The organism is Gilvimarinus sp. F26214L (assembly GCF_054401055.1).
Window position 1 is genome coordinate 214,263 of sequence record NZ_JBTIYG010000005.1, and the last position, 26,142, is coordinate 240,404.

Below are 26,142 nucleotides of genomic sequence, written 5' to 3' on the forward strand. Positions count from 1 at the left end.
CGAATTCTCAGAGGAATTCGGCGACAGAAAGGGAAAAAGGAGGCAGGCTTGTGGGGGCTTAACGGCGCTTCTGATGACGCTCGAAGTTTTCCTGGCGTTTTTTCTCGCTTTTCTTCAGCAGCACATAGGTAGCGCCACTGCCGCCATGCTGCCGCTGGGCACTGTGATATGCCATTACCGCATCCAGCTGGGGCAGCCAGTGAGCGACACAGCTTTTGAGGAGGGCGGCGCGGGGCTGGCGATTCTCGCCCTTGCCGTGATTGATGAGGGCACAACGGATGTTATGGGCGAGGCAATCGTTGATGAACTGGGCCACAGCCGCGCGCGCCTGCTCCACTGACATGCGATGCAGGTCAAGCTGGGCGTCCACGGAGTACTTGCCCAGGCGGAGATTCTTGTATACGCCATGTTGAATCCCCGGTCGCTTGAACTCGAGAATGTCGTGCGGATCGACGGGGTGGACAAAATCGCCGCTGAGCCCCGGACCTTTGTCCGCAGCCTGGGCGACCGCAGCCTGGCGGCGTGCTTCCAGAGCCGTGGCCGCTTCGCTGGCCTTTTTCTCCAGCTTGACCCTGGCCTCGGATTTGATGGGCTTGACATCACCCATGGCCTGACGAAAAAGATCGTCGTCAGAATCGGACTCAGACATGACAGACCTGATACAAACATGAACAGGCCTGTATTAAACCATTTTTAGAAAAGCCCGAACAACTATCGCGCCTCCGCCGGGCCTCGTCAGGCGGACATTTTCTGAAGCGAGCGCAATATCGCCCAGCGCTCCCAGTATTTGCGGCTGCCGCGGAAGCCGTCATCCACCTCTCCACCCCAATGGGGATTTGCCTGTACGGACCGCTTGAGCTCCTCGTACTGAAGCCTGTTGATGCGCATTGGCTGCCATTCCAGGACCATATTGCCCGCGCTCACCAGGCGCCCCTCGCCGAGGGTTTTGTTCAGCATGGAGTAAGGCGGCAGAACTCCGAAGTAGCACGCCGCCTCCGCGAACAGGAAATAGCCCAGAGGTGCCGTATAGGGTCCTTCTCTTTCTCCCAGACCGTCAGCGCCGAATTCTCTTCGAGTATAGGTGATGTTCATCGTGGTCGTCCTTAATAAGCCTGACTATCATCTATTGGTTGGGGGGCGTCTTCGGCGATCGCAAAGCATTGTTTTCGAGAGCCTCGCGACCTAGATTTCATAACGGTTGTTTCTCAGCCAAACCGCCCCGATCAGTAAAGGAGTGGAAACAGCCAGAATCCTGACCAGTTGCCCCGGCGTTACAATCAGCAAGGTTGAAAGAGCTTCCTGCAGCGTTGCATCTTCGTCACCCTGCAATTGCACATTGTTGAAGAAAAGGCTTTCCACAAAGCTGTAAAAATAATCGCTGCCCAACACCAGCGCTTCAAGAGAACCGAGAGCCACTATCGGAATCACTGCCGTCAGGAAAGGCGAGCGCTTGCTGACCGAGGACGCGAACAACAACCAGGAGAACAGCGGCAAATTCTTCAAGGCGAAAACCAGCACCAACAGAAGGTGGAACACGAACACCGAGAGAAAGCTCACCCTCCCCAGCACTTCGAAGTAGCCGAAGTCCGTGCTGGCGACGATGGTGCGGACGACGGAGAGCCCGAATACCAGCTGCACCGCTATCGCGATAACCAGCGCAGCCACCGGAATGACCAGCGACGCGAACAGCAGTTTGGAGAGAACGTTGTTGGTTTCGCTGAAAGGAAGCGACTTCCAGAACAGAATGCTGCGATCCTTTCGGTCGCCGAACAAGGTGCTCAACAGGTAGAAGATGGCGACTATGAACGCCACAAGTTCAAAGGCCAGCGCGATTGCGTGCAGTCCGGGCTGCAATGCGTCCAGTAGTTTCGGGCCCCACAGTAACCAGTCCAGGTTTTCGCCTTCGCCGGATACGATCACCCCACGTGAGAAATCGATTCGCCGGGTCTCCTCCTGGTCGCCCTCCCCGGACAATTCGGTCCAGGAAAGAACCTCTGCGATCTCACGACTGAAATTCTGGTCCCCGATGGCCTGCGCGAAGATTATAAACAGTACCGCCAGTACCGCCAGCACCCCAGGGAGCCACAGAACACTCGATCGGTTCTCCCAGAGTTCCCGGCGGATCAGGTAGTAGGTCTGATGTAACACTGCTTTCATTGTTTGATCCTGCTGGTCAGGTGTGTCGTTCTTATTGCATTTTTGCGACAAACAGATCGGCTATCCCGGGGATGCGGGTTTCCCCCAGGGGTTCAAGTCGGGCGCGGCTGACACCCTCGAACAACAGGATGGTGCGGCCAAGGCCTGCGTGCTCGGCGATGGGGTTCAATGCTCGGGCTGCGTCAAGTTGTTCCGGTGCTACCAGCAACTCGGTGAAGCGGTCTGCCACCTCATCCATCGGGGTATCCAGAATCACCCTGCCGCGTCGCAGGAACACCAGGTCCGTGAGCAGCGCCTCAACTTCCTCCACCTGGTGGGTGGTAATGATGATGGTTCGCTGTTCGTCGAAGTAGTCATTCAGGAGGCTGGTGTAGAACTGCTTGCGGTACAGGATATCGAGCCCCAGTGTCGGCTCATCAAGGACGAGCAGCGGTACATCGATGGCCATGACAAGAGCCAAGTGGAGCTGGGTCACCATTCCCTTCGAGAGTTTTCCCACATCCTTATTCAAATCAATGTCCGTATGATCGAGAAAAGCCTGGGCCTTGCTGCGATCAAAACGCGGGTGCACACCCTCAAGGAAATCCAGCGCGCGCCTGCCAGTGATCCATTGGGGAAGAATGGAAGTATCGGCAATAAAGCAGGCCTGCTCCATCAATCTGGCCCGGTCCCGGGCCGGGGCGAGCCCCATGACTTCCAGATCGCCCTCGCAAGGGGCGAGACCAAGAAGGCACTTCAGCGCGGTGGTCTTGCCTGCGCCGTTGTGGCCAATCAGCCCGACGATGCGGCCCCGCTGGATTTCCAGATCGATGTTGTCCAGAACCCGGTTGCGACCGTAGGATTTGCTCAGCCCTTTGGCACGGATAAGGGTTTCCATCAGTTGTTTCTCTTCTCTTTATTGATGAGCTCAATGACTGTGCCGGGATCAATCTCCAGACGCTCCATGCGCTCTATGAACGCAGGCAGTTCCGTTTCCAGAAATTGTTTACGCTCTCTGTCCAGCAGCCGCTGCTGAGCGCCTTGCGCCACAAACATCCCGAGGCCCCGGCGCTTCTCCAGCAACTCGTCCTCGACCAACTCCTGGTAAGCCTTGGAGACAGTCAGATGGTTGATACGGTATTCGCTGGCCACCTGGCGAACGGAAGGAACGGCCTCGCCTTCCTTGAAAACCCCTTCGATAACCAGGCTGACGATACGGTCCCGTAGCTGCCGGTAAATCGGTTGCGAATCGTCCCAGTTATCCACGCTGCTCATAAACGGTGACCGGGCTCAGTGACTGGACGCGACATCGCCGGACCCATTGACTTTGGTGCCGAGATGTTTTGGTTCACCAGAATAGCGAACGTCGCCGCTGCCATTGATCCGAACATCCAGGGCTTCGCTTGCATGCACCAGGGCATCACCGGAACCGTTGATGCTCACCGTAACCTGCTCACTCAAGAGCTCGGCGCTGTTCAGATCGCCGGAACCGTTGATCACAACGTCCATTTCAGTCGTGGCGCCTGCCCTGATATCGACCTGGCCGGAACCGTGAATCGTGATTTTGTTGCGCTGCGCCTCCATGGAGGCAAGGTCCAGACTGCCGCTGCCATGCACCCGCGTCGTGGCTTCCCCGGCCCGAACGCCCTCGACGCGGCTTTCGCCAGACCCATGAACCCCCAGCTCGACAGTGGGCGCATCAATCGTGCCGGCGGTTACCGAGCCGGAGCCCTGGTTGAGAAGCGCGAAATCCGCAACATCGCTGATTGGGCCCACCGTGACGGTGCCCGAACTCCGGTTCGCGACGCTGCGCGGATTGCGCAACTGCACCTCGATGTCGGCCTGCCAGTCGCGGTCCCGCCCGGCCCAGTTCCAGAACGAGGAACGCTCTTCGCCCAGGGCGAGCACGTCTCCCTTGATTCGCGCTTCCACCTCTTTCAGATGCTTGCGTTCGGCGGTGACGGTGACGAATTCGCGTTCGCCCTGAGTGACCACAAGGTTGTGGCGGCTCAGCAGATGGACGTGCTCGATGCCTTCCAGGTCGATGGTGGTAGACGCCACTTCTGCCTGGGTCGCCCCGGCCAGAAATACCAGGGCAAAGATGATGGTTCGCTGGATGGTGGTCATGGGTGCTTCCCTTTCCATTAACGGATGAATTTGCTGTTGCGGTGTTATGCATAACTATAACACCATAGAAGCGCTTAGCAAGCGCCAGGCGTAAAGCAGAGTAAAGATTGTTTTCTCGAGGGAAGGGGTGTAGGGGTGGAACTGTCGATAATCATCAGGAGCAACCGGGACGGCTCCCCGCCGGTAGAAGATCCGCGCGGACGTTCAGCACCCTCTCGATGGCAATTAAATTCGCCTGATCAAGCACTTACGGAGCCAAGAGAGTCGTCCCTCGCCGCAGGTTCGCCCCGGGCAGCTGATGAGCGCCCCCTTTTCGCTCGGTGGGTGCCACGGCGGACACGCCGCAGTCCGTGACCGCTCAGCCGGGATTAGGGTTTGAGTTCACAAAGCGGACACCCTACTTTGGAGCTCTTGCCGACATTCCACGGATAAAGAACAACAACAGAGGAGATCTCGCCCATGTCGTACGGTAGCAGATGGCGGTGCCTGGTGGCGCTTGCATTCACTTTGGCCTGCACGTTGAGTACGGCCCTTCCCGCCCACGCTGCGGAGCGCATCGCCAACTTCGTCCTCCTGGACCAGCACGGGCGCGCTCAGGAGCTCCACTACAACAAGGATGTGAAAGCCGTGGTTCTCACCGCGCACAGCACCCGCGCGCCGGGCAATGACAAAACCATTCGCCTCCTGAAAAAGCTAGAAGGATCAGATACCCGCGTAATGCTCCTGAACAGCGATCCCCGGGACAGCCGCGAGTCTATTCAGGAGGAAGCCGCAGCGCTGGACCACGAGCTGCCGGTCATGGTGGATGATGGGCAACTGATTGCGGAGACGCTGGGCCTGAGCAAGGCCGGAGAGACCCTGCTGGTGGACACGGCACGCTGGGAGATACTGTATCGGGGCCCCGCCGATCGCAAAATGCGTGGTCTGCACAAGCAGCTTCTGAAAGGCAAGTCCGTCGAATTCACCCGCCGCCCCATGCCCGATAACGCGGCGGACCTGCCAATGGCCAGCGCAGCGCAACGGGAAGCCCGCAAGTCCATCTCCTACAGCGACACGATTGCGCCTTTGCTGATGGACAAGTGCGCCGCCTGCCACCGGCCGGAAGGCATAGGCCCCTGGGCCATGACCGACTACACCATGATTCGCGGCTTTGCCCCCATGATTCGGGAGGTGGTGCTCACCCGTCGGATGCCGCCATGGCATGCGGACCCGCACATCAACCGCTTCCGCGAAGACATCGGCCTCTCTCTGGAGCAGAAACAGACCCTGATTCACTGGATCGACGCCGGCGCTCCCCGGGGCGAAGGACCGGACCCGCTCACCGAAGTCGGCCCGCCGGACAGCGAATGGGTTCTCGGTGAGCCGGATCTCGTAGTTGAGATGCCTTCCTTCGATATCCCCGCCACGGGCGTCCTGGACTACCAGTTTTTCGAAGTGCCGAACCCTTTTCCGAATGATGCCTGGGTCAAAGCCGTACAGATCATTCCCGGTGACCGGAAAGTGGTCCACCACGCCATCGCCACCTTCGGCACTCCGGAGGACCCGAGTCGCCCGGTTCGACCGGCCAGCGAGGGCAGCGAGTCCAATTCGATTCTGCAGGAACAGCTGATGACCTTCGTGCCCGGCAACGAGCACTACATCTACCCCGAAGAGACGGGGTTGCTGCTTCCCAAGGGCTCGAGCTTCTTCACCCAGATGCACTACACCACCAGCGGCAAAGCCACCACGGACAAGACCAAAATCGGCCTCTGGTTTCGCGAGAAGCCGCCGGAGCATGTGCTGCGACATTATGTGATTGCCAACACCGAGATCAGCATTCCCCCCGAGGACGGCCGGCACCAGGAAGGCGCTTATGTGCAGTTCCATGAGGATGCGATCATCTACAGCCTCTTCCCCCACGCTCATTACCGGGGCCACGCCTCAGAATTTGCGGTCCGCTGGCCCGATGGGCGCGAGGAAGTAGTCTTGTCGGTTCCCAACTACGACTTCAACTGGCAACGCTACTTCCGCCTTGAGGAGCCGCTGGAGGTACCTGCAGGCTCCCGGCTGATTCACCGCACCACCTACGACAATTCGGCACTGAAGGAAAGCAATCCCGACCCGAGCCTGACCATTGGTTGGGGCCTGCAGTCCTGGGACGAAATGCTTTACGGCGGCGTCTCCTTCCGCTACAAGGACGCCAGCATCCCCGCGGAAACCGACGTTCTACAGTTCCGCACCGACGTCGTGATGGGCATGCTCGACACCAACATGGACGGCACCCTCATCGCAGCGGAGATGACCGGCGACACCGGCGAGCAACTGAAGAAAATGGCCGTCTGGTTCGACACCAACAAAAGCGGCGGCCTGGAACATGACGAGCTCAAGAAGATGTTTGTGACTCTGCGGGAGGAAGCGCGCAAGCGCCGCGCGCAAGAGCAGGCGAGCCGTTAGCGCGACGACACATCGCGCACGACATTGTTGGGTTACGGCCAGAGGCCTAACCCAACCTACGGATTCGAATCACCCTCGTAGGTTGGGTTAGCGCAGCGTAACCCAACAAAAAGGTTTAGCGTGTCCAGTCAGCGCACGTAACCCGATCACACCACTGATTATCGATTCATCCGGTTCTCGATCAGATCCTCCACGACCGACGGATCCGCCAGAGTGGTTACATCACCCAGGGTGTCCAGCTCGTTGGCGGCAATCTTGCGCAAGATGCGACGCATAATTTTGCCGGACCGGGTTTTGGGCAGACCCGGGGCCCATTGAATGAAATCGGGCTTGGCGATCGCGCCGATTTCCTGGGTGCACAGCTCGCGCAGTTCCTCTTGCAAGGTATCGCTGGGTTCGCTGCCGGACATGAGCGTCACAAACGCGTAGATGGCCTGGCCCTTGATGTCGTGAGGGCATCCCACCACGGCCGCCTCGGACACTGCATCATGCAGCACCAGTGCGCTTTCCACTTCCGCGGTGCCCATCCTGTGGCCGCTCACATTCAGCACATCGTCCACCCGCCCGGTAATCCAGTAATAGCCGTCCTCGTCCCGGCGCGCGCCGTCCCCGGTGAAGTAGTAGCCTTTGAAGTGACTGAAGTAGGTAGTCACACAACGCTCGTGATCACCATAGATGGTGCGCAGCTGGGCCGGCCAGGAACTCTTGATGGCCAGGTTTCCCGAGCACGGGCCGGACAGCTCCTTGCCATCGTTGTCCAGAATTACCGGCTCCACGCCGAAGAAGGGCAAGGTGGCCGAACCCGGCTTGAGGTCGGTGGCACCGGGGAGCGGCGTAAGCATGTGGCCGCCGGTTTCCGTCTGCCACCAGGTGTCCACCACCGGGCAGCGGGACTCGCCCACGATTCTGTAGTACCACTCCCAGGCCTCGGGGTTGATCGGCTCGCCCACGGTGCCAAGCAATCGCAGGGATCTACGGGAGGTGCTCGTAACATACTGATTGCCACACCCCATCAGTGCGCGAATGGCCGTGGGCGCCGTGTAGTAGATGTTCACCTGGTGCTTGTCCACCACCTCCCAATGCCGCGATGCGGTGGGATAGGTGGGCACTCCTTCGAACATCAGGGTAATGGCACCATTCGCCAAGGGCCCGTACACAATGTAGGTGTGGCCGGTGACCCACCCCACATCGGCGGTGCACCAGTAGATGTCGCCTTCGTGATAGTCGAACGTGTATTTGTGGGTCATGGCCGCCTGGAGCAGGTAGCCACCCGTGGTGTGAAGAACGCCTTTGGGCTTGCCGGTGGAGCCGGAGGTGTAAAGGATGAAGAGCGGGTCTTCCGCGTCCATCGACTCCGGCTCACACTGGTCGGCCGCGCGCGCCATGGCGTCGTGATACCAGAGATCCCGAGCTTCCGCCCAGTCGATCTCACCGCCGGTGCGCTTCACGACAAGGCAGGTGTGCACATCGGGGCAGTGGGTCAGGGCCTTGTCCGTATTCACTTTGAGGGGAATGGTTTTGCCGCCGCGCACCCCTTCGTCAGCAGTCATCACGACCCGGCAATCGGAATCGAGAATCCGGTCCTTGAGGGACTCCGGCGAGAAGCCGCCGAAGACCACCGAATGCACCGCGCCGATACGGGCGCAGGCAAGCATGGCGTAGGCCGCTTCAGGAATCATGGGCATGTAGATGCAGACCCGGTCGCCCTTCTTCACGCCCCGCTCTTTCAGGACGTTGGCGAGCTTGCACACCGCCGTATGCAGTTCGCCATAGGTAATGGTTTTGTCCTCGCCGGGATCATCCCCTTCCCAGATGATCGCTGTCTGATCCGCCCGGTCGGGCAGATGCCGATCGATGCAATTGGTGGTGACATTGAGCTTGCCGCCCTCGAACCACCTGGCCTCCCCTTTGTGAAAGTCGAATTCCCGCACCGTATCCCAGCGCTGGTCCCAGGTCAGAAATTGCTCAGCCTGCTCGGCCCAGAACTGGTCCGGTGCTTCGATCGAGTAGCGATAGAGTTCCTCGTAGCGCTCTTTATTGATATGGGCGCGAGCGGCTATTTCGGCGGGCACAGGGTGAAGCTTGGGCAAGTCAGACATACCTTTCTCCCTCGGTTATTGTGATCGGCAGGTGGGGCACCGTTACGGTCTGCACTGTCTCTGACCGCATTCTAACACTGGGGTTTAGAGGGGCAATTGAGGAAGGGCGGCTAGTCGGACTTACTGGGACAGGGGGAGAAGCGGAGACGACCGGCGATGGAACCGGTCGCGGAAAGTCAGCCGGGGGGCGATGTTCTTGTCAGGCATCGAAGCGCGTCTCAGCCGGCGGAGCGGAGCTGCTCTCAACCAGCCGGGCGGAGCTGGCTCAACCAGCGGAGCGGAGCTGCACTCAGCCAGCGGAGCGGAGCTCCTTGGCTTGCACGGGAATAGTGTTGGCGGTTCGCTCAACTGTGTTGTCGGCGTTCAGATAGACCAATCTGGGTTTGTAAGTGGCCGCTTCTTTTTCATCGAACTGGCCGTAGGCGGCAATAATGATTCGATCGCCCACCGCCACTTTGCGGGCCGCAGCGCCGTTCATGGAAATGGTGCCGGAGCCCGGTTCGGCCAGAATCACGTAGGTGGTCAGCCGCTCGCCGTTGTTCACATTGTAGATATCAATCTGTTCGAATTCGCGGAAGCCGGCCAGTTCCACGAGATCCGCATCGATCGCACACGAGCCGTCGTACCAGAGCTCTGCCTGGGTAACGCTGGCCATGTGTAACTTGCCTTTGAGTAGTGTTGTGAACATATCGACCTCTCGGGTGCGTCGTCGAACAAGCGGCTGGCTATTTTCCAGCTATTTTGAGCACATTCAACCGGAAAACAAGCCGGTCGGGCGGCAGGCGGCACTCGCCGTGTTAAGTCCGGGATGCCTCAAGCACCAGGGACACATTGTCTATCAGGCGCGCGGCCTGGGTGTACATGGCCCCCAGAATGGTAATCTCGGTGTCGTCATGGGCGGCCGGCTCCAGCGTCCTGCTGTTGGACACGGTCAGATAATCCAACCGGAAACCGGCATCCTCGATCTGCCTGGCGGCGGCGGATTCCAGAGCCAAGAAGTCCCGGTCGCCGTCGAGAATACGGTCCCGCACCCAGTTCAGGCTCGCGTTGAGCTGATTCACCCGGGGGCGCTCCTCCGGTGTGATGTAGCTGTTGCGGGAGCTCATGGCCAGCCCATCGGGCTCGCGGAAGATCTCGCCGCCGGTGATTTTCACCGGGATGCACAGATCCTCCACCATGCGCCGAATCACCGCCAGCTGCTGGAAATCCTTCATCCCGAAAACGGCCTCGTCCGGCTGGACGATGTTGAACAGCTTGGACACCACCGTGGTCACTCCTTCGAAGTGACCCGGGCGGCTGGCTCCGCAGAGCACGTTGGTCATGGTGGGGACGACCACGCGGGTCTGTTCCGCCATCCCGTTGGGGTAGATTTCCTTCTCATCAGGATAGAACAGATAGTCGCACTTCGCTTCCTGAAGCTTGGCGATGTCGGCTTCATAGGTGCGCGGGTATTTGTCCCAGTCCTCGTTGAGACCGAACTGAAGGGGATTGACGAAGATACTGACCACCACCACGTCGCAATGCTGCTGGGCGATCTTGACCAGCTCGATATGGGCCTGATGCAGATTGCCCATCGTGGGCACAAAGCCGATGGTCCGCCCCTGATCCCGCTCTCGGGACAAAGCTTCGCGCACGGAGCTGACATGGTGAAAAATCTGCATCTGGGGGCTCCCCCGAGGGCCGGGAAGATGTTACCGATGTGGTGGTGTGCTGCGGTTATTCAAGAAGTGGGCGGCGATAATACACAAGACTGTTACTGATGTACACAACTGGGCCATGCGGAAATGACTGCTTCCGATGCTTTGGTTTGCACTTGTTGGCGTCTGGTATGCAGGTTGCTCACCGTTATTCCAGACAACCTTGGCCTCAGGAGGTATCACCATGACCAAGCGCAGACCCCACATCGAAGACCGCCCCGGGCCCCGCCACGAGCAGGTCCACCATAAAGGTGATGAACACACCGGAGGCGGCGGGGGCCGAGGGGGCGGTGGCAAACAGCGCCGCCCGGATAGCGGCTGGGAGAAAGGCGACAGCCGCCGGAGCGTGGACGACCACCACACGGATTACGAGGTCCCCACCAAACCGGGCCCCCATCACGGGCATCATCATTAGGCATCCGGCAAGTGCGGTGACGGCAAATGTTGGGTTACGGCCAAAGGCCTAACCCAACCTACGGAACCGGCACCAATTCAAGTTGGTTTAGCTCCGAAACCCTGCACCCCCGTAGGTTGGGTTAGCGCAGCGTAACCCAACAGATCCATGCCCGCCCATCCGCAAGTCCGACGGTGTCGATTACGCCAAAATCAAACCCAATCCCAAAACCTGCACCACCCGTAGGTTGGGTTAGCGCAGCGTAACCCAACAGATCCATACCCGCCCATCCGCAAGTCCGGCGGTGTCGGTTACGCCAAAATCAAACCCAATCCCAAAACCTGCACCACCCGTAGGTTGGGTTAGCGCAGCCTAACCCTACGGATCGAAGCTCGTAGCCAGGTACGGGTTTGTTGGGTTACGGCCAAGGCCTAACCCAACCTACGGCCGCGCCTCAATACTCCTGGTTGAAATACTCGGGTGCCAGGTTCTCGAACCGTGTGTACTGGCCCACGAAGGCGGCCCGGCAGGTACCCACCTCACCGTTGCGCTGCTTGCCGATGATCAGCTCGGCAATCCCCTTGTCCGGGCTTTCTTCGTTGTAGTACTCGTCACGGTAGATGAAGAGGATGACATCCGCATCCTGCTCGATGGCCCCGGATTCCCGCAGGTCCGAGTTCATGGGACGTTTATTGGGGCGCTGCTCCACGCCCCGGTTGAGCTGGGACAACGCCACCACAGGGCAGTCGTACTCCTTCGCCAGGGCTTTCAGGGAGCGCGAGATCTCCGAGATTTCCTGGGTGCGGCCATCGCTGTTGCCGCCGGTGTGCATCAACTGGATGTAGTCCACCATGATGAGGGCGGGCGGCCCGTGTTCCCGGGCAATCCGGCGGGTTCTCGCCTTCATGTCCTGGGGAGTCAGGCCCGGGGTGTCATCGATGAACAGGGGCCGATCCTTCATTTTGCTCACGGCCGCGGACAGTTTCGGCCAGTCTTCTTCGGTCAGCTTGCCGTTGCGGATCTTGGTCTGGTTGATGCGGCCGATGGAGGACAGCATCCGCACCACCAGCGACTGAGCCGGCATTTCCATGCTGAACACCAGCACGGGATTGTCCTGCTTGAGAATGGCATTTTCGACGAAATTCAGCGCCAGAGCCGTTTTACCCATGGATGGACGGGCGGCGAGGATGATCAGCTCACCCTTCTGCCAGCCGGACGTGCGCCCATCCAGTTCCGCCAGCCCGGTGGCCAGACCCGTGATATCAGAATCCGAGGAAAACAGCTCGTCAATGCGCTCGACCGCGCCCTTCAGCAGGTCGTTCACGCCCTCGAAGCCACCCTCCTTCGGGCGGTCTTCCACAATCTCCGCAACCCGGCGTTCCGCCAGTTGCAGCAAGGCCTCGGAGTCCAGACCGGCGGGGTTCAGGCTCGAGCGACTGATTTCATTGGCCGCGGAGATGAGCTGACGAATAGTGGCGTGGTCGCGGACAATCTTGGCGTAGGCGGTAATGTTGGCCGCGCTGGGCGTATGGGTGGCCATTTCGGCCAGGTAACCAATGCCGCCGACCCGCTCCAGTTCGCCGTGGCGTTCCAGCGCTTCCGAAAGGGTGACCACGTCCAGGGGCTGACTGTCCACGGCGAGTTCGCCCATGACGCGAAAGATCTGCCGGTGACTGTCCTTGTAGAAATCCTCATGATCCACCAGCTCGGCAACCGCGTCGTACCGGCTGTTGTCGAGCATCAGGCCACCGAGCACGGACTGCTCGGCTTCCAGGCTGTGGGGCATCGGGCGCTTGTCCAGCCCCTTGGCGCCGGGGCCGGTGTACTCGGCGTCCTCCGGCGGGATGGACTCGTCCAGGCCTTCGTCCAGGTAGGCTTCGTAATCGTCGGGCAGTTCGGCTTCGTTTGACATGCTCAGGCTTGGTAAGACCGAAGGGGCAGTGAAAGACAACCTCGACAGTCTAGCAGCCCAGATCGCCCATGGCAGGTATTTCCGGTCTGATCGGAACCGCGGCCGATTCCGGCGCCTGGACGCTCTTGTGACGGTCGAGGGAAGCGGAGACAGGACCCCGCACAAAAAATCTCCTCACCCGACGCTATTGCACCGGATGCGGAGATTGTAACGGTTTGCGCGAGGTGCGACAGCCCGGGTCCGGGCTGTCGATGTGGAGCTCGGCGCGGGCTTATTCCGCGACGACGACCAGTTTTACGGTCTGCATCACATCCGCGTGCAGTTGGACGTCGATCTCGTACTCGCCCACTTCACGCAGGGTGCCTTCAGGCAGCTTCACTTCGGCTTTGTCCACCTGGGCACTGGAGGCGGCGTTGATCGCGTCCGCAATGTCCTTGGTGCCGATGGAGCCGAACAGCTTGCCTTCGTCCCCGGCATTGGCAGTGATGGTCACTTCCAGGTCCTGCAGGGCTTCCGCTCGCTTCTGGGCTTCGGCCAGCTTCTCAGCGGCCGCGGCTTCCAATTCAGCGCGACGGGCTTCGAATTCCTTCAGGTTTTCCGCCGTCGCCGGTACGGCCTTGCCCTGGGGGATCAGGTAATTGCGACCGAAGCCAGGCTTTACCGCAACCTTGTCACCGATTTGGCCGAGCTTGCCGACCTTGTCTAACAGAATGACGTCCATCGTTATTTCCTCGCTTGTTGCACCGAGGCCTTGCTCACGGTGCGAGATAATCTAAACACGTTCAGCGACCGCTTCAGCGGTCATTCTCATGCTCCTGGGGCAGCGGAGGCCCAAACCGCCTCCGGTAGTCCACCCAGCTATCCGTAAAGCCCGCAAAGACGGCTAACAGGAAGAAGGGCTGAAAGAGCATCAGCAAATAAAACAGTATCAGCCACGGCACACCCCAATCCTTGGCCCGCACCCGGTTATGAACCACCGCGGTGGTCACCAGGACCAGCGGAAGCGCCGCCAGAAATCCCCAGAAGAGCCAGTTGGGTTGCGCTACACAGACCGCCGCGATGCCAAAGCAGATCAGGGCCTGAGTCTTGCTCAACCGGAACTGATAGAACTCCTCACGGAACCCGCCCGGGTTGTACAGCAACGCCTGCCACCAGCGGCCTATCACCAGCGCCAGCAGTGCGTGAAACGCCACCAGCGACGCCATCAACCCGGAAATGAGACTCCCGGAAATGGTGGGCGGCTCCAGTTCACCACCGCCCTCTTGCTGCATCTGGGCGGCAGCCCTTTCCTGGGCCTGGTTCAGCTCGTCAACGAGCTGCTCGTTGAATGCCGGGAAGGTAAAACCGTAGACCATCCCTCCCGTCGCACTCAGCACTACCAGGCTCATCACGCTCACGGGCCAGAGTGACTGACTGCGAAGCACCAGCGCGCCACCCAGAGCGGCCACCAGCACACAAAGCGTGTAGTACGCCATGGGCAGGGTCTCGGGGCTGACCACAGCCATCACGATCACCGGCAACATGGCCCAGGCGATCACAAAAAAGCCGTCGTAACCACCACGCCGCAGGGACACCAACGTCACTGCGCTGGGGCTGACAAAGGGAACAAACGCGCCAAACAGCGCGACCGCTGCCGCTTGTGCCCGCCCGCGCATAATGAACTCTGCCAGGGCACGCACGAGAGTTTGATTCCTCTCGCTTACTCGTGGCTGTCTGTGTAGGGCAGCAGAGCCAGGTAACGGGCGCGCTTGACGGCGGTCGCCAGCTGGCGCTGATATCGGGCCTTGGTACCGGTGATCCGGCTGGGAACGATCTTGCCGGTTTCGGTGATGTAGGCCTTCAGGGTTTCCAGATCTTTATAATCGATCTGCTTTACGCCTTCGGCGGTAAAGCGGCAAAACTTGCGACGTCGGAAAAATCGAGCCATGACTTATTCCCCCTTCTCTTCGCCTTTGGCGGCGTCATCTTTTTTGGCGTCGGAGCTGTCATCGCTGGACTGTTCTGAGTCGCGCGAGGATCGGCTGCTGTCTTCATCACGACGCTCAGGGCGGCTGCTCTTGCGCTCGCGGTTTTCTTTCTCCGCCTTCATGATGGGGGACTGCTCAGTGACAGCCTCGTCCATTTTCACAACCATGTTGCGGAGGATGGCATCGTTGAAGCGGAAGTTGGTGGTCAACTCTTCCAGAGTGGCGTCGTTACATTCCACATTCATCAGAATGTAGTGAGCCTTGTGGATCTTGTTGATGGAGTAGGCCAGCTGGCGGCGGCCCCAGTCTTCCATGCGATGGATGGCGCCGCCCGCGTCCTTGATCATCGCCGTGTAGCGATCGACCATGGCGGGAACCTGCTCGCTCTGGTCCGGGTGAACCAGGAACACGATTTCATAGTGTCTCATTGTGACTCCTTACGGATTGAAGCCTCCCGCCGAGGTCGGCAGTGAAGCAAGGAGAGCCGGGAAGCGGCCATTCGGACTGACCAAAATGAAACCACCCGGCTGTGGGGCGCGACATTCTAGGTGCTCGCAGGCGGAAAGTCCAGAAAGGCGTGGAGGCGGGAGGGTATCAGGTGTCCATGGTGTGTTTCAGCCGCGGGAGGCTTGGGACGTTTCAGCGGTCATGTTGGGTTACGGCCCGCTGGGCCTAACCCAACCTACGCGAGATCTGGCAAACGCCCCCAACCCCGTAGGTTGGGTTAGCGAAGCGTAACCCAACAGGTCACAGCCAAAAAGTCTAACCCAGTCCCCGCTGCCGCACCGCTTCGTAGAGGCAAACCCCCACCGCAACCGACACATTCAGGCTTGAGACTCCGCCGCCGATCATGGGGATGTAGGCGAGAAAATCGCAGGCTTCCCGGGTCAGGCGGCGCATCCCCGCCCCCTCGGCGCCCATCACAATGCCCAGGGGCCCTTTCAGGTCCGTATCGAACACGGACTTCTCCGCCTCGCCGGTGGTCCCCACCAGCCAGATCCCCCGCTCCTGCAAAGCCTTGAGAGTACGCGCCAGATTGGTCACGGGCACGTAGGGCAGCAATTCCGCGGCCCCACTGGCCACCTTGCGCACCGTGGGATTGATGCTGGCGGCGTTATCCTTCGGCGCCATGACCGCATGCACCCCCGCAGCCTCAGCGGTTCGCAGACAGGCACCCAGATTGTGGGGGTCCGTCACGCCATCCAGAATCAGCAGGAACGGCGGCTCATCGAGCCCGTCCAGCAGGCGGTTGAGGAAGGCCTCGTCATGAACCTCGCCAGGGCTGCATTCTGCCACCACTCCCTGGTGATTGCCGTCCGCCAGTTCATCGAGCTTTTCGCGGCTCAGCAGACGGTAGGACACTCCCTGCTTCTCGGCCAGCGCCATCAACTTGGTCATGCGCTGGTCGCGACGGCCCTTCAACAGGTAGAGCTGCTGAATGCGACTTGAAGCGTTTTTCAACAGAGTCTGCACCGCGTGGATGCCGTAGACCCATTCGACTTGTTTCGACATAGAGGAATCTGCAGATACGACACGATAGCGGGCGACCCCGGGAGGGCCGCCTGCCAGAGATTAACGGCGGCGGCGCTTGCCGCGGGCACTGCCCGGCCCGCCCGCCCCTTTGCCGCCCTTGCCTTTTTTACCCCGGCTCTCGGAGATCTTTTGAGCCTCTTTTTTGGAGATGCGGCTGATCTTCTTGGACCGCGCCTCGATGAGCTCGAAGTCCACCTTGCGCTCTTCCAGGTTTACCGCGGCCACCTGCACCAGCAGCTCATCCCCGAGCCGGAACACCTGGCGACTGTGCTCGCCCACTAACCGGTGCTGGGCCTGCTCGTAATAGTAGTAATCGCGCGGCAGGGCCGTAATGTGGATAAGCCCCTCCACATAGAGGTCCTTCAACTCCACGAAGAGCCCGAAGCCGGTGACACTGGTCACCACACCCTCGAACTGATCCCCCACGTGGTCCTGCAGAAACTCGCATTTCAGCCAGCTCACCACATCCCGGGTGGCCTCGTCCGCGCGGCGCTCCGTCAGGGAGCAATGCTCCCCCAGGTACAGCATGGCATCCATGTCATAGGGGTAGACGTGCTTCTGGGCAATCACCTTCGCGCCACTCACCCGCTTCACATTGCGGGACGATTTTTTCGAGCGAATCACACTGCGGATGGCCCGGTGGACCAGCAGATCGGGGTAGCGGCGAATGGGAGACGTGAAATGGGTATAGGCCTCGTAATTCAGGCCGAAGTGGCCTTCGTTATCTGGCTGGTACATGGCCCGCTTCATACTGCGCAGCATCACCGTCTGGATCAGCTGGGCGTCCGGCCGGCCTTCAATCATGGCCATCACTTCCTGGTAGTGCTCGGGCTTGGGCTTTTTCCCGCCCGGAAGGTAGAGGCCAAGTTCGCCGAGAAACTCGCGCAGGTTGGCGAGCTTCTCCTCCTCTGGCCCCATATGCACCCGGTACAGACCCACCAGATCATGCTTCTCCAGAAAGCGGGCCGCCGAAATGTTGGCGGCCAGCATGCACTCTTCAATAAGCTTGTGTGCGTCGTTGCGCTCGACCGGGACGATTTCCTGGATTTTGCGATTCTGGTCAAAAACGATGCGCGTTTCCACGGTCTCGAAGTCGATAGCGCCGCGGCGGTCCCGCTCACTGCGCATGGCGAGGTACAGCGCATGCAACTGATCCACGTGGCGGACCACCTGCTTGTATTGGGTGCGCAAGTGCCCAGGCCCGTCCTCATGACGCTCCTGGACCATCTGCCAGACCTTGTTGTAGGTCAGGCGCGCATGGGAGTAGATCACCGCTTCGTAAAACTTGTACCCGGTCAGCCGGCCTGAGCGGCTGACCGTCATTTCGCAGACGAGAACGAGCCGGTCAACTTCCGGATTCAGGGAGCACAGCCCGTTGGACAGCGCCTCCGGCAGCATGGGCACCACATGGTCGGGGAAGTAGACCGAGGTGCCGCGCTTGCGGGCCTCTCGGTCCAGGGGCGAGTCGGGCTCCACATAACTGGACACATCGGCAATGGCCACCCACAGGCGCCATCCGCCCAGCCGCTTGGTTTCGCAGTACACCGCGTCGTCGAAGTCCCGCGCGTCCTCGCCGTCGATGGTGACAAACGGCAGGTGGCGAAGGTCCACCCGGTGCTGCTTGTGCTCCTCCGGCACCTCTTCGCCGATGGCGTCAGTCTGAACGTGGACATCGCTGGGCCACACGTGGGGGATGCCATGGCTGCGAACGGCCACGTCGATCTCCATGCCCGGCGCCATATGATCCCCGAGGATCTGGCTGATCCGCCCCACCGGCGGATGCTTGCGGTCCGGCTGCTGGACGATCTCCGCCACCACATACTGCCCGTCTTCGGCTTCCACGGGCTCTTCCGGTGGCAGCAGAACATCGAGAGTGAGCCGGGGGTTGTCCGGACGCACGAACTTGATGCCGTTTTCCTTGTAGTACCGGCCCACCACCTCCGAGGTGTTGCGCGCCAGTACTTCCACAATCACGGCCTCGCGCTTGCCCTTGAAGCCCACGCCGGCCGGGCGGACCAGCACCTCGTCGCCGTCGAACACCTTCTGCATCTGGCGAAAGGTCAGGTAGAGGTCGTCTCCGCCGGTCTGGGGGATAAAGAAGCCGAAGCCGTCCTTATGGCCCTGCACGGTGCCACGCAGCAGGTTCATCTTGTCCACGGGACCGTAGGCCCGGCGCCGGTCGCGGTGCAACTGGCCGTCCCGGTCCATCGCAATCAGGCGGCGGCGCAAGGCCTCGACGGATTCCGGGTCGCTCAACTTCAGGCGTTCGCAAAGATCTTCGTGGGTGAGAGGACTGCCAGCCTCCTTCAGTTGCTCGAGGATGTATTCACGGCTGGGGATGGGGTTTTCGTAACGCTCCGCCTCGCGCTCGGCGTGGGGATCATGGGGGGACTGTTTGTTTTTTTTCAATTGCTGTTTCCTTATAGACATGGCAGCCACTATACCCTTGCAACTGTTTGACATAAACCAGCGAGGACACTAATATTCGCGTCCTCGCTTCGACCACCCCCAAACGGTGGTGGTTGCCTTGAATTCCCAGGTGGTGACATCGGGTAGACGATGTGCAGGATGCACAAGTGTCGCGGGAGACAGGACGTCGCAAGCGACCACGCGTAGCGTGCCGGTGGTGTGGCACGAGATTCCGCGGAGCTGAAAATCGCTCGAAATTCAACCATATGCCCAGGTGGTGAAATTGGTAGACACGCTAGCTTCAGGTGCTAGTGGCTTCACGGCCGTGGAGGTTCAAGTCCTCTCCTGGGCACCATATCCGAAACCCTTCCGAGATCTCCGATCCGGAAGGGTTTTTTCGTTTTAGCCGCGCCAAAAATTGCTCCTGATCCGGTAATGCCAACTTTCCGGCAGCCCGGAGAACGCAAGGAGCAGACCATCCGCCCCTCGTGGCGTCTCGCGACTGTCATGGTTCCGCTTGGCCCCACACAGTCCCGTCCGCTCAACTCGCGCGCGGCGCAAACATAATAATGCCCATTCCTATCAGCACCACGGCCACGCCCGCTACATCCCACGGGTGGGGCCGGACCCCGTCCACCACCCACAGCCATGCCAGGGCGACCGACACGTAAACGCCGCCGTAAGCGGCATAGACGCGGCCTGCCGCCGTGGGATGCAGGGAAAGCAGCCAGGCGAACAGGGCCAGACTGACGGCGGCCGGTATCAGCAGCCAGGGAGGGGCAGACTTCTTGAGCCACAGATAAGGCAAATAACAGCCGATGATTTCGGCGAGGGCGGTAACGACAAACAAACCGATGGTCGTGAAAACATTCATTGAGCTGGTCTCGAGCTAAAGGGATGACGCCAAGGTGGCGCAGACGGCTCGCCTGGTAAACGGTGGCAGTGGTTGGAGATCAACCACTGCCACCTGCCTACGCCTTGATCGGTCGCTCATCCCGGCGATGGACCCAATGGTACAGCACGGGCAAAACGACCAGCGTCAACAGCGTTGATGACATAATCCCGCCAATCACAACAGTGGCCAGCGGCCGCTGTACTTCGGCGCCCGTGCCGGTATTCAGTGCCATCGGTACAAAACCCAGGCTTGCCACCAGCGCGGTCATCAGTACGGGCCGCAGGCGAATCAGTGCACCGTCAACCACAGCTTGAACCAGGTCACCGGTTTCCTGCCACAGCTCACGAATGAACGTCACCATGACGAGGCCATTCAGCACGGCAACCCCCGATAACGCGATAAAGCCAACTCCGGCCGAAATGGACAGCGGCAGGCCTCGAAGCCAAAGGGCAAGTACGCCACCAGTCAAGGCCAGCGGCACCCCGGTAAAGATGATTAACGAGTCCTTCAGCGATCCGAAGGCCATGACCAGCAAGCCAACGATAATCAGCAGCGTCACCGGTACCACGATGGCCAGGCGCTGGCTTGCGGATTCCAACTGCTCGAACGTTCCGCCGTAATCCAACCAGTAGCCACTGGGTATATCCACCTGCTCGTTAATCCGTCGTTGAGCCTCATCGACAAAGCCGCCCAGATCCCGGTTGCGCACATTGGCGGTGACCACGATCCGACGCTTGCCGTTTTCCCGGCTGATCTGTGCGGGCGCTGGTTTGAGCTCCATTTCCGCCACTTCACTCAGAGGCACAAACTCTCCGCCCGGAAGGGGTATCGGCAGAAATGCCAGGCCGTCGATATCGGTCCGCAAGGTCTCCGGCAAACGGACTACCAGCTTGAATCGCCGGTCGCCTTCGTAAATCAAACCCGCCTCTTCGCCCCCGATGCCGGCCGCCACCAGGTCCTGTAGGTCGTCCACGTTCAACCCGTAGCGGGCCAGCGCCATGCGCTTGGGGACAATGGAGAGCATGGGAAGCCCGGTGACCTGCTCGACACGGGCGTCCGCCGAGCCGTCGATGCCCTCGAGCCCCCCCAGGATGTCGTTGGCGATCAACACCAATTGATCCAGGTCGTCGCCAAAGACTTTGATACCCAGGTCGGCGCGTACCCCGGAGATCAATTCGTTGAAGCGCATCTGAATGGGCTGGGTGAACTCGTAATTGTTACCGGGAAGGTGGGTAACTGCCGCTTCCATCTCCGCCACCAGATCGGCTTTGGGGCGATCCGGATCCGGCCATTCGCTGCGTGGTTTCAGGATGACGAAGTTGTCCGCCACGCTGGGTGGCATGGGGTCGGTGGCCACTTCCGGGGTGCCGATCTTGGCGTAAACCTTGTCGACCTCGGGAAACTGTTGCAAACGCTGTTCAAGAATCTCCTGCATATCGATGGCCTGCTCCAGGCCCGTTCCGGGAATACGCAACGCATGCAAGGCGATGTCGCCTTCATCCAGTTGCGGAATGAATTCCGAACCCAGAGTCGTCAACAGCCAGACGCAGAGGATAACCAGCAAGGACGCGCCGGATACCACGACCCAACGGAAGCGAAGCGCCACCTCCAGCACCGGTCGGTACAGCGATTTACTGGCCACGATGATGCGGCTTTCTTTTTCACTGATATTGCCACCCATGAACAAGGCAACGGCGGCTGGCACAAAGGTGAGCGACAGCACCATGGCCGACAACAGTGCCATCACCACGGTGGCCGCCATTGGATGGAACATTTTCCCTTCCACACCCGTGAGGGTGAATATGGGGATATACACCACGGTGATAATCGCGACCCCGAACAGACTGGGGCGAATGACTTCACCGGTTGCCTGATAGACCAGTGCCAGTCGCTCGCGCAGCTCAAGCCGTTTGCCGGTGACTTGCTGGGACTCGGACAAACGCCGGATGCAGTTCTCCACAATAATCACCGCACCATCGACAATCAGGCCAAAGTCCAGTGCACCAAGGCTCATCAGGTTGGCCGAAACCCCGGTGCGCACCATGCCTGTTAACGTGGCCAGCATGGATAAGGGAATCACGGCGGCGGTAATGAGCGCCGCGCGGATATTGCCGAGCAACAGAAATAACACCGCGATCACCAGCAGAGCACCTTCGAGCAGGTTCTTCTGCACGGTGGCGATGGTTTTGTCCACCAGGGAGGTTCTGTCGTAGACCGTCTCGACCTCGATGCCTCCAGGCAAGGACGCCTTGACCGCCTCCAGTTTTTCCGCCAGATCCCGGGCCACGACTCGCGGGTTTTCTCCAACCAGCATCATTGCCGTGCCCATGACTGTTTCGCGGCCGTCGCGGGTGGCCGCACCGGTGCGCAATTCCTTGCCGATTGCCACATCTGCCACATCCTTGACGGTGACGGGCGCGCTGTCAAAATGCCCCACCACGACATTTTCAATCTCTGTAATGGTGGCCAGCTGGCCCGGCGAGCGCACCAATAACTGTTGCCCGTTTCTTTCAATGTACCCAGCGCCACGATTGTTATTATTGCTGCGCAGAGCATTGGCTACGCCTTCCAGGGTAATGCCCATCTCCAGCAGGCGCTGCGGATCGGGGCGCACGTGATACTGCTTGTCGAAACCTCCGATGGTGTTGATTTCCACCACGCCGGGCACCTGTGCCAACTGGGGTTTGATAATCCAGTCCTGCACTTCGCGCAGGGCCATGGCGTCCCAGGGCTTACCACCTTCCTGGGTTGCCCCCGGCGATGCTTCGACGGTGTAGACAAAAATTTCACCGAGACCTGTGGCGATCGGTCCCATTTCCGGTTCCAGTCCCGGCGGCAGTGCACCTTTGATGGCGGACAAACGCTCATCAATCAGGTTACGCGCGTGGTAAATATCCGTCCCCTCTTCGAACACCACGGTAACCTGAGACAATCCGTAGCGTGACAGAGAGCGGGTATAGTCCAGCGCCGGCAGGCCGTACAGGGCGGTTTCCACCGGAAACGTGATCCGTTGTTCGGCCTCCAGGGGTGAATAGCCGGGGGCCTCGGTATTGATCTGCACCTGAACATTGGTGATATCCGGCACCGCATCAATCGGCAGTTGTTGGTAACTCCAGACTCCGATGCCGATCAAGGCCAGCATCAGGCTCATAACCAGGTAGCGCCTCTCAATGGAGAGGCGCACAATCGCATCAATCATGATGGCCTCCCCTTAGTGATCGTGTGATGCGCCGGATTTTTCGATATCGGCCTTGATCAGGTAGCTGTTTTCCACCACATAACGATCACCGGCATTCAGACCTCCCAACACTTCGGTATAGCTTCCGTCGCTGCGCCCCAGATCAAGCGGGCGTATCTCATAGGTATCTCCCACCTGGATAAACACCACAGTCCAGTCGCGAAAAGGCTGCAAGGCGCGGTTATCGACCGCAACCGGCACCTCAATTTTTTCCACGTCGATCTGCCCACTCACCAGATCGCCCGGGGACATATCGCCGTCCTCGTTGCTTAAAACGGCTCGGGCAAGAACAAACGGCGAACCTGAGGCGCTGGCAGTGATGTGGGTGATTTTACTTTCATGGGCGTGATTGTTGTGCTGGACATGGACGCTCTGGCCAGGCCGGACTTCTCCGCGTTGACTGGGGAATACCTTGAGTTCCGCCCAGAGTGTTTCATTGCTGATCAATGTGAACAGGGGAGAATTTGTGGCCGTTTCACCCACATTGACCGAGCGCTCCTGGATGGTGCCTGCAATAGGCGCGCGCAGCTCGTAGCTTTGCAGACTTTCGTTCGATTCGATAACGGCCAGTACATCCCCCTTCCTGACCCGGTCACCGATGTTCACCCGAACCGCCTTCACCACGCCGGGAAAACGGGCGCTGAGGTGCGCCTGCTGGTCGGGTGGAGTAACCAGGCGTCCATAAACGTGCAGGTGGCGCTCGATGCGGACGGGTCCCGCTACCTGTGTGGCGATTCCCACCTTCTTTGCCATCCCAGCGGAAATCTCGACACGGCCTTCATGAGATTCCCACTGCCATTGGTGGCTTTTTCCGTTCAGGCGCAGATCTACCGCCACGTCGAATGAATGAGGTTCGGTAACAGTGCCATCGCCGAGCCAGTAATCCCGTTGCTTGCTGAAGTCGAAGACATCCTGCTGGCCACCGAGTCGCGTCAGGGTTACCGTCAGCTCTGCGTTCTCAACAGGTTCGCCGTCTTGCGTAATCCAGGCGTGGTATTCGGGTGGCACGCCGCTCTCAAAAATCGCCAGCTCCAGTTCAACGTCACCGTCATGCAGCAACTTGCCACCGTTCGGGCCTTTGGCTTCTTCATGGGTTTTTTCGTTGTGAGCGTCGGCGCCGTGAGCACCTTCACCGGCCCCGAAGGCGTTCGGAGTTGAGGCCATCAACGGGATCAGCAGCACCAGCGACCATCGCTTTAGAAATCGTATTTTTTTAAGATTCATCTCAGTATCCTGAATTCAGTTTGCGCCGGGGTGACTCATTGGTTGGCGTCCCCGGCTTGCCCGTTCTCACTAGAGGTCGCCTCCAGACCAAGCGGCTCGGCGGTCAATTGTTCGATCAATGCCTGGTTCAACAAAGCGGTGGTGGCGGAATCGATGGCCGCCATGCGCGCGTCAAGCAGTTCTTTCTGCGCGGTCACCCAATCAACGTAGCTATAACGGCCACCCTCATAGGCCTGCCGGGTTTGCTCGAGTGCGTCCTTCAAGGCGGGGAGCACCTCCGCACGCATCTGTGATGTGGCGTCGACACTTTGCTGATAGGTCTGCCAGGCTTCAAATAAACGGGCGCGAATGGCCAGCAGAGTAGCCTCGCGCTGATACTGAACCATCTCTCGTCTGGCCAGTGCTGATTGCACCTCGCCACGATTGCGGGGTCGCGAGAACAAGGGGACGGAAACCCCGGCCGTGAGAGCGGAATCTCCTGTATCCTCATAACGGCGCAGACCCAGGCTCCACCGCACATTGCTGGTGGATTGGCTCCGGGCCAACGCTATTTCGGCATTCCGTACCCGCTCGTCGCTGGCGAAAACCTGAATAGCCGGCGAGGCGGTAACCTGCTCATACAAAACCTCGAAGCTGGAGGGTTCTTCGAAGTTGAACAGGTCGCCGTCTACCGGCCCGAAATCAACCCGGTCCGCCTTCCAGAGGGACGCCAGAGCGAATTTTCGGCTTTCCAGTTCGGCAGAGAGGGCATCCTGTTGCATCTGTGCCTGCTTGAGCACAGCCTCCGCCCGCAGCCGCTCCGCCTTTGGTGCAGCGCCCCTTTGTACCCGCTCACTCACCAGGTGAAAGCTTTGCTCTGCCAGTTGTACCGCATCCTTTGCGACCGCAAGTTTTTCCTGAAGCGACAGGGTTGCAACAAAGGTTTGGGTGACCAGACCCAGCAAATCCAGCGCTTTCGCCTCTCTTTCGGCTTGCGCCAGCGCGTACCGGGAGTCCGCCACTGCGATGCGGGAACGACGTTTACCACCCAGCTCAATCACCGACGAAAGGGACAAAGTGAATTCCGCACTATCGACGCCGGAGAACTGACCGCTGCCCGTCAGGTTCTCGGCTTCCAGACCGAGTCGGTAGGCGGGCCTCAATGCTGCCGTTTCACGAGTTCCATGGATGGCCTCAAAACGCCACTGAAAAACCCGGAGCTCTGGGTTCTCCGCCAGTGCACGTTGTGTGGCTTCGGTGAGTGTCAGGGGTTCTTGCGCGGCCTCGGCAGCAGGCAGAGGGCCCGATAAAAGAAGGACTATAGAAAAACTCACGAGGTACTGAAGCTGATGGCTTTGCCATTGCTTCGCAAAAATGTGAAACATAAAAATATCCTGCGAACATTGAACCGTTTGAAGGTCGCTGAGACTGGCAGGATTAGGCTATGGGCGGGCGGTTTATGGAATTGATACGGAGGGATTGGAACTGCGGCGTGGATAAGGCTGAGTAAGCAGGCGCGGCGTCAATAGAGGGAACGCTTTGGTTGGATAACGGCGAAAAATGGGTGCCGTGCCCGTGACAGTGACAGCAGTGGTCACAAGTATCCAGGACTGGATCGGACGCTGAATCAAAATCAAGCTTGCCTGCATCCTCGAACCCGTCAGCCACGAATTGTTCATGATGCACGGTGTTTTCTTCCGGCCCGTGGACAACGCCCGCAATCTCGAACGATACGAACACCAATTGCAGAACGGCCAACACGAGCATGAGGCGCGCTGCGAATTGTGTGCTGAGTTTGGTCGGACGCGTATTCATCAGTTTTGAGTGAACCTGGGCACCGGAATGGCGCACGGCGAAGCGAAAAGGTAAGAATCGTAAAGCCAACCGTCACGCGCGTGAGATTCATCCTACAGAACAGCGCTGCAAAAGCAAGTCCGGCAGGACCGCCGACCAGTCGCTTTCGCTTCCGATCGGGCCCATAGTCACTGATCAGTGACTATGGGGCATGAATCACAACCTATACCATTCATCTCATTTTGCAAGCTCACAGGTGAAGCAGAAGCAGACGGTAAAGAACCGACTGAGAAGTTCTTCCGCTC

23 protein-coding genes and 1 tRNA gene are annotated in these 26,142 nt (G+C 59.6%); 3 read left to right on the forward strand and 21 right to left on the reverse strand.

All coding sequences use genetic code 11. The features are described from left to right. Nucleotides 1-58: 58 nt before the first annotated feature. The 6 genes from smrA to ACURWW_RS07730 form a co-directional block, all read right to left on the reverse strand. Entirely contained in the window at nucleotides 59-649 is a 591-nt protein-coding gene (gene smrA / locus ACURWW_RS07705) for a DNA endonuclease SmrA (RefSeq protein ID WP_445616223.1), read from the reverse strand. An 86-nt stretch (nucleotides 650-735) separates the two neighbouring features. Continuing rightward, nucleotides 736-1,092, reverse strand: a complete 357-nt coding sequence (locus tag ACURWW_RS07710) for a hypothetical protein (protein WP_445616224.1) — start codon at nucleotides 1,090-1,092, stop codon at nucleotides 736-738. Between the two features lie 90 nt (nucleotides 1,093-1,182). Further along, on the reverse strand, nucleotides 1,183-2,157 hold the full coding sequence (locus ACURWW_RS07715; protein WP_445616225.1) for a hypothetical protein: 975 nt from the start codon (nucleotides 2,155-2,157) through the stop codon (nucleotides 1,183-1,185). Nucleotides 2,158-2,188: 31 nt separating this feature from the next. Next, the gene (locus ACURWW_RS07720) at nucleotides 2,189-3,034 is read right to left on the reverse strand and encodes an ABC transporter ATP-binding protein (RefSeq protein ID WP_445616226.1); all 846 of its coding nucleotides are present in this window, start codon (nucleotides 3,032-3,034) and stop codon (nucleotides 2,189-2,191) included. Further along, nucleotides 3,034-3,411: a GntR family transcriptional regulator gene (locus ACURWW_RS07725; RefSeq protein WP_445616227.1), complete on the reverse strand. Its 378-nt coding sequence runs from the start codon at nucleotides 3,409-3,411 to the stop codon at nucleotides 3,034-3,036. The genes ACURWW_RS07720 and ACURWW_RS07725 overlap by 1 nt, the downstream gene beginning before the upstream one ends. A 15-nt stretch (nucleotides 3,412-3,426) precedes the next feature. Then, the gene (locus tag ACURWW_RS07730; RefSeq protein WP_445616228.1) at nucleotides 3,427-4,263 is read right to left on the reverse strand and encodes a GIN domain-containing protein; all 837 of its coding nucleotides are present in this window, start codon (nucleotides 4,261-4,263) and stop codon (nucleotides 3,427-3,429) included. Between the two features lie 459 nt (nucleotides 4,264-4,722). Between ACURWW_RS07730 and ACURWW_RS07735 the strand changes: the two genes are divergently transcribed. Further along, nucleotides 4,723-6,696, forward strand: a complete 1,974-nt coding sequence (locus tag ACURWW_RS07735; protein ID WP_445616229.1) for a hypothetical protein — start codon at nucleotides 4,723-4,725, stop codon at nucleotides 6,694-6,696. 158 nt (nucleotides 6,697-6,854) lie between these two features. Here ACURWW_RS07735 and acs read toward each other — a convergent pair whose 3' ends face one another. From acs to panC, 3 genes are all read right to left on the reverse strand, one after another. Then, nucleotides 6,855-8,795, reverse strand: a complete 1,941-nt coding sequence (gene acs, locus ACURWW_RS07740; protein ID WP_445616230.1) for an acetate--CoA ligase — start codon at nucleotides 8,793-8,795, stop codon at nucleotides 6,855-6,857. A gap of 289 nt (nucleotides 8,796-9,084) precedes the next feature. Further along, on the reverse strand, nucleotides 9,085-9,483 hold the full coding sequence (gene panD, locus ACURWW_RS07745) for an aspartate 1-decarboxylase (protein WP_445616231.1): 399 nt from the start codon (nucleotides 9,481-9,483) through the stop codon (nucleotides 9,085-9,087). Between the two features lie 109 nt (nucleotides 9,484-9,592). After that, a complete protein-coding gene (gene panC, locus ACURWW_RS07750; protein ID WP_445616232.1) occupies nucleotides 9,593-10,456 on the reverse strand; it encodes a pantoate--beta-alanine ligase in 864 nt (287 codons plus the stop codon). Between the two features lie 220 nt (nucleotides 10,457-10,676). Between panC and ACURWW_RS07755 the strand changes: the two genes are divergently transcribed. Then, nucleotides 10,677-10,907, forward strand: coding sequence for a hypothetical protein (locus tag ACURWW_RS07755; protein WP_445616233.1), 231 nt, complete (start codon nucleotides 10,677-10,679; stop codon nucleotides 10,905-10,907). 433 nt (nucleotides 10,908-11,340) lie between these two features. Here the strand turns inward: ACURWW_RS07755 and dnaB are convergent, their stop codons facing one another. The 7 genes from dnaB to rnr form a co-directional block, all read right to left on the reverse strand. Next, complete coding sequence (gene dnaB, locus ACURWW_RS07760; RefSeq protein WP_445616304.1) at nucleotides 11,341-12,672, reverse strand: replicative DNA helicase; 1,332 nt, start codon at nucleotides 12,670-12,672, stop codon at nucleotides 11,341-11,343. Between the two features lie 397 nt (nucleotides 12,673-13,069). After that, the gene (gene rplI, locus ACURWW_RS07765; RefSeq protein ID WP_445616234.1) at nucleotides 13,070-13,519 is read right to left on the reverse strand and encodes a 50S ribosomal protein L9; all 450 of its coding nucleotides are present in this window, start codon (nucleotides 13,517-13,519) and stop codon (nucleotides 13,070-13,072) included. Between the two features lie 73 nt (nucleotides 13,520-13,592). Continuing rightward, nucleotides 13,593-14,477: a hypothetical protein gene (locus tag ACURWW_RS07770; protein ID WP_445616235.1), complete on the reverse strand. Its 885-nt coding sequence runs from the start codon at nucleotides 14,475-14,477 to the stop codon at nucleotides 13,593-13,595. Between the two features lie 20 nt (nucleotides 14,478-14,497). Beyond that, on the reverse strand, nucleotides 14,498-14,725 hold the full coding sequence (gene rpsR / locus ACURWW_RS07775; protein WP_445616236.1) for a 30S ribosomal protein S18: 228 nt from the start codon (nucleotides 14,723-14,725) through the stop codon (nucleotides 14,498-14,500). Between the two features lie 3 nt (nucleotides 14,726-14,728). Beyond that, nucleotides 14,729-15,193: a 30S ribosomal protein S6 gene (gene rpsF, locus ACURWW_RS07780; protein ID WP_445616237.1), complete on the reverse strand. Its 465-nt coding sequence runs from the start codon at nucleotides 15,191-15,193 to the stop codon at nucleotides 14,729-14,731. A gap of 334 nt (nucleotides 15,194-15,527) precedes the next feature. After that, nucleotides 15,528-16,277, reverse strand: coding sequence for a 23S rRNA (guanosine(2251)-2'-O)-methyltransferase RlmB (gene rlmB / locus ACURWW_RS07785; protein WP_445616238.1), 750 nt, complete (start codon nucleotides 16,275-16,277; stop codon nucleotides 15,528-15,530). Nucleotides 16,278-16,337: 60 nt separating this feature from the next. Next, on the reverse strand, nucleotides 16,338-18,728 hold the full coding sequence (rnr, locus tag ACURWW_RS07790; RefSeq protein ID WP_445616239.1) for a ribonuclease R: 2,391 nt from the start codon (nucleotides 18,726-18,728) through the stop codon (nucleotides 16,338-16,340). A 247-nt stretch (nucleotides 18,729-18,975) separates the two neighbouring features. On the opposite strand from rnr, the gene ACURWW_RS07795 reads away from it, so the two are divergent. After that, nucleotides 18,976-19,062, forward strand: a tRNA-Leu gene (locus ACURWW_RS07795). A 186-nt stretch (nucleotides 19,063-19,248) separates the two neighbouring features. On the opposite strand, the gene ACURWW_RS07800 is transcribed toward ACURWW_RS07795, so the two are convergent. The 5 genes from ACURWW_RS07800 to ACURWW_RS07820 form a co-directional block, all read right to left on the reverse strand. Continuing rightward, the gene (locus ACURWW_RS07800; protein ID WP_445616240.1) at nucleotides 19,249-19,581 is read right to left on the reverse strand and encodes a YnfA family protein; all 333 of its coding nucleotides are present in this window, start codon (nucleotides 19,579-19,581) and stop codon (nucleotides 19,249-19,251) included. 97 nt (nucleotides 19,582-19,678) lie between these two features. Beyond that, nucleotides 19,679-22,801 carry an efflux RND transporter permease subunit gene (locus ACURWW_RS07805; RefSeq protein WP_445616241.1) on the reverse strand — a complete coding sequence of 1,041 codons (3,123 nt, stop codon included), beginning with the start codon at nucleotides 22,799-22,801 and terminating at the stop codon, nucleotides 19,679-19,681. Nucleotides 22,802-22,813: 12 nt separating this feature from the next. After that, the gene (locus ACURWW_RS07810; protein ID WP_445616242.1) at nucleotides 22,814-24,064 is read right to left on the reverse strand and encodes an efflux RND transporter periplasmic adaptor subunit; all 1,251 of its coding nucleotides are present in this window, start codon (nucleotides 24,062-24,064) and stop codon (nucleotides 22,814-22,816) included. Between the two features lie 35 nt (nucleotides 24,065-24,099). Continuing rightward, nucleotides 24,100-25,428 (reverse strand): TolC family protein, encoded by a 1,329-nt coding sequence (locus ACURWW_RS07815; protein WP_445616243.1) that lies wholly within the window; start codon nucleotides 25,426-25,428, stop codon nucleotides 24,100-24,102. Nucleotides 25,429-25,480: 52 nt separating this feature from the next. Beyond that, the gene (locus ACURWW_RS07820; protein WP_445616244.1) at nucleotides 25,481-25,858 is read right to left on the reverse strand and encodes a hypothetical protein; all 378 of its coding nucleotides are present in this window, start codon (nucleotides 25,856-25,858) and stop codon (nucleotides 25,481-25,483) included. Nucleotides 25,859-26,142 lie beyond the last annotated feature (284 nt).

What these genes read in the sequence shown, in the direction of transcription:
- panD (WP_445616231.1), bottom strand. Translation starts at nt 9,483, where the DNA reads ATGTTCACAACACTACTCAAAGGCAAGTTACACATGGCCAGCGTTACC.
- ACURWW_RS07735 (WP_445616229.1), top strand. Translation starts at nt 4,723, where the DNA reads ATGTCGTACGGTAGCAGATGGCGGTGCCTGGTGGCGCTTGCATTCACT.
- rpsF (WP_445616237.1), bottom strand. Translation starts at nt 15,193, where the DNA reads ATGAGACACTATGAAATCGTGTTCCTGGTTCACCCGGACCAGAGCGAG.
- ACURWW_RS07755 (WP_445616233.1), top strand. Translation starts at nt 10,677, where the DNA reads ATGACCAAGCGCAGACCCCACATCGAAGACCGCCCCGGGCCCCGCCAC.
- ACURWW_RS07810 (WP_445616242.1), bottom strand. Translation starts at nt 24,064, where the DNA reads ATGAATCTTAAAAAAATACGATTTCTAAAGCGATGGTCGCTGGTGCTG.
- panC (WP_445616232.1), bottom strand. Translation starts at nt 10,456, where the DNA reads ATGCAGATTTTTCACCATGTCAGCTCCGTGCGCGAAGCTTTGTCCCGA.
- rnr (WP_445616239.1), bottom strand. Translation starts at nt 18,728, where the DNA reads ATGTCTATAAGGAAACAGCAATTGAAAAAAAACAAACAGTCCCCCCAT.
- ACURWW_RS07820 (WP_445616244.1), bottom strand. Translation starts at nt 25,858, where the DNA reads ATGAATACGCGTCCGACCAAACTCAGCACACAATTCGCAGCGCGCCTC.
- ACURWW_RS07710 (WP_445616224.1), bottom strand. Translation starts at nt 1,092, where the DNA reads ATGAACATCACCTATACTCGAAGAGAATTCGGCGCTGACGGTCTGGGA.
- ACURWW_RS07720 (WP_445616226.1), bottom strand. Translation starts at nt 3,034, where the DNA reads ATGGAAACCCTTATCCGTGCCAAAGGGCTGAGCAAATCCTACGGTCGC.
- ACURWW_RS07725 (WP_445616227.1), bottom strand. Translation starts at nt 3,411, where the DNA reads ATGAGCAGCGTGGATAACTGGGACGATTCGCAACCGATTTACCGGCAG.
- ACURWW_RS07800 (WP_445616240.1), bottom strand. Translation starts at nt 19,581, where the DNA reads ATGAATGTTTTCACGACCATCGGTTTGTTTGTCGTTACCGCCCTCGCC.
- smrA (WP_445616223.1), bottom strand. Translation starts at nt 649, where the DNA reads ATGTCTGAGTCCGATTCTGACGACGATCTTTTTCGTCAGGCCATGGGT.
- ACURWW_RS07730 (WP_445616228.1), bottom strand. Translation starts at nt 4,263, where the DNA reads ATGACCACCATCCAGCGAACCATCATCTTTGCCCTGGTATTTCTGGCC.
- rlmB (WP_445616238.1), bottom strand. Translation starts at nt 16,277, where the DNA reads ATGTCGAAACAAGTCGAATGGGTCTACGGCATCCACGCGGTGCAGACT.
- rpsR (WP_445616236.1), bottom strand. Translation starts at nt 14,725, where the DNA reads ATGGCTCGATTTTTCCGACGTCGCAAGTTTTGCCGCTTTACCGCCGAA.
- ACURWW_RS07815 (WP_445616243.1), bottom strand. Translation starts at nt 25,428, where the DNA reads ATGTTTCACATTTTTGCGAAGCAATGGCAAAGCCATCAGCTTCAGTAC.
- dnaB (WP_445616304.1), bottom strand. Translation starts at nt 12,672, where the DNA reads ATGCCCCACAGCCTGGAAGCCGAGCAGTCCGTGCTCGGTGGCCTGATG.
- ACURWW_RS07805 (WP_445616241.1), bottom strand. Translation starts at nt 22,801, where the DNA reads ATGATTGATGCGATTGTGCGCCTCTCCATTGAGAGGCGCTACCTGGTT.
- rplI (WP_445616234.1), bottom strand. Translation starts at nt 13,519, where the DNA reads ATGGACGTCATTCTGTTAGACAAGGTCGGCAAGCTCGGCCAAATCGGT.
- acs (WP_445616230.1), bottom strand. Translation starts at nt 8,795, where the DNA reads ATGTCTGACTTGCCCAAGCTTCACCCTGTGCCCGCCGAAATAGCCGCT.
- ACURWW_RS07715 (WP_445616225.1), bottom strand. Translation starts at nt 2,157, where the DNA reads ATGAAAGCAGTGTTACATCAGACCTACTACCTGATCCGCCGGGAACTC.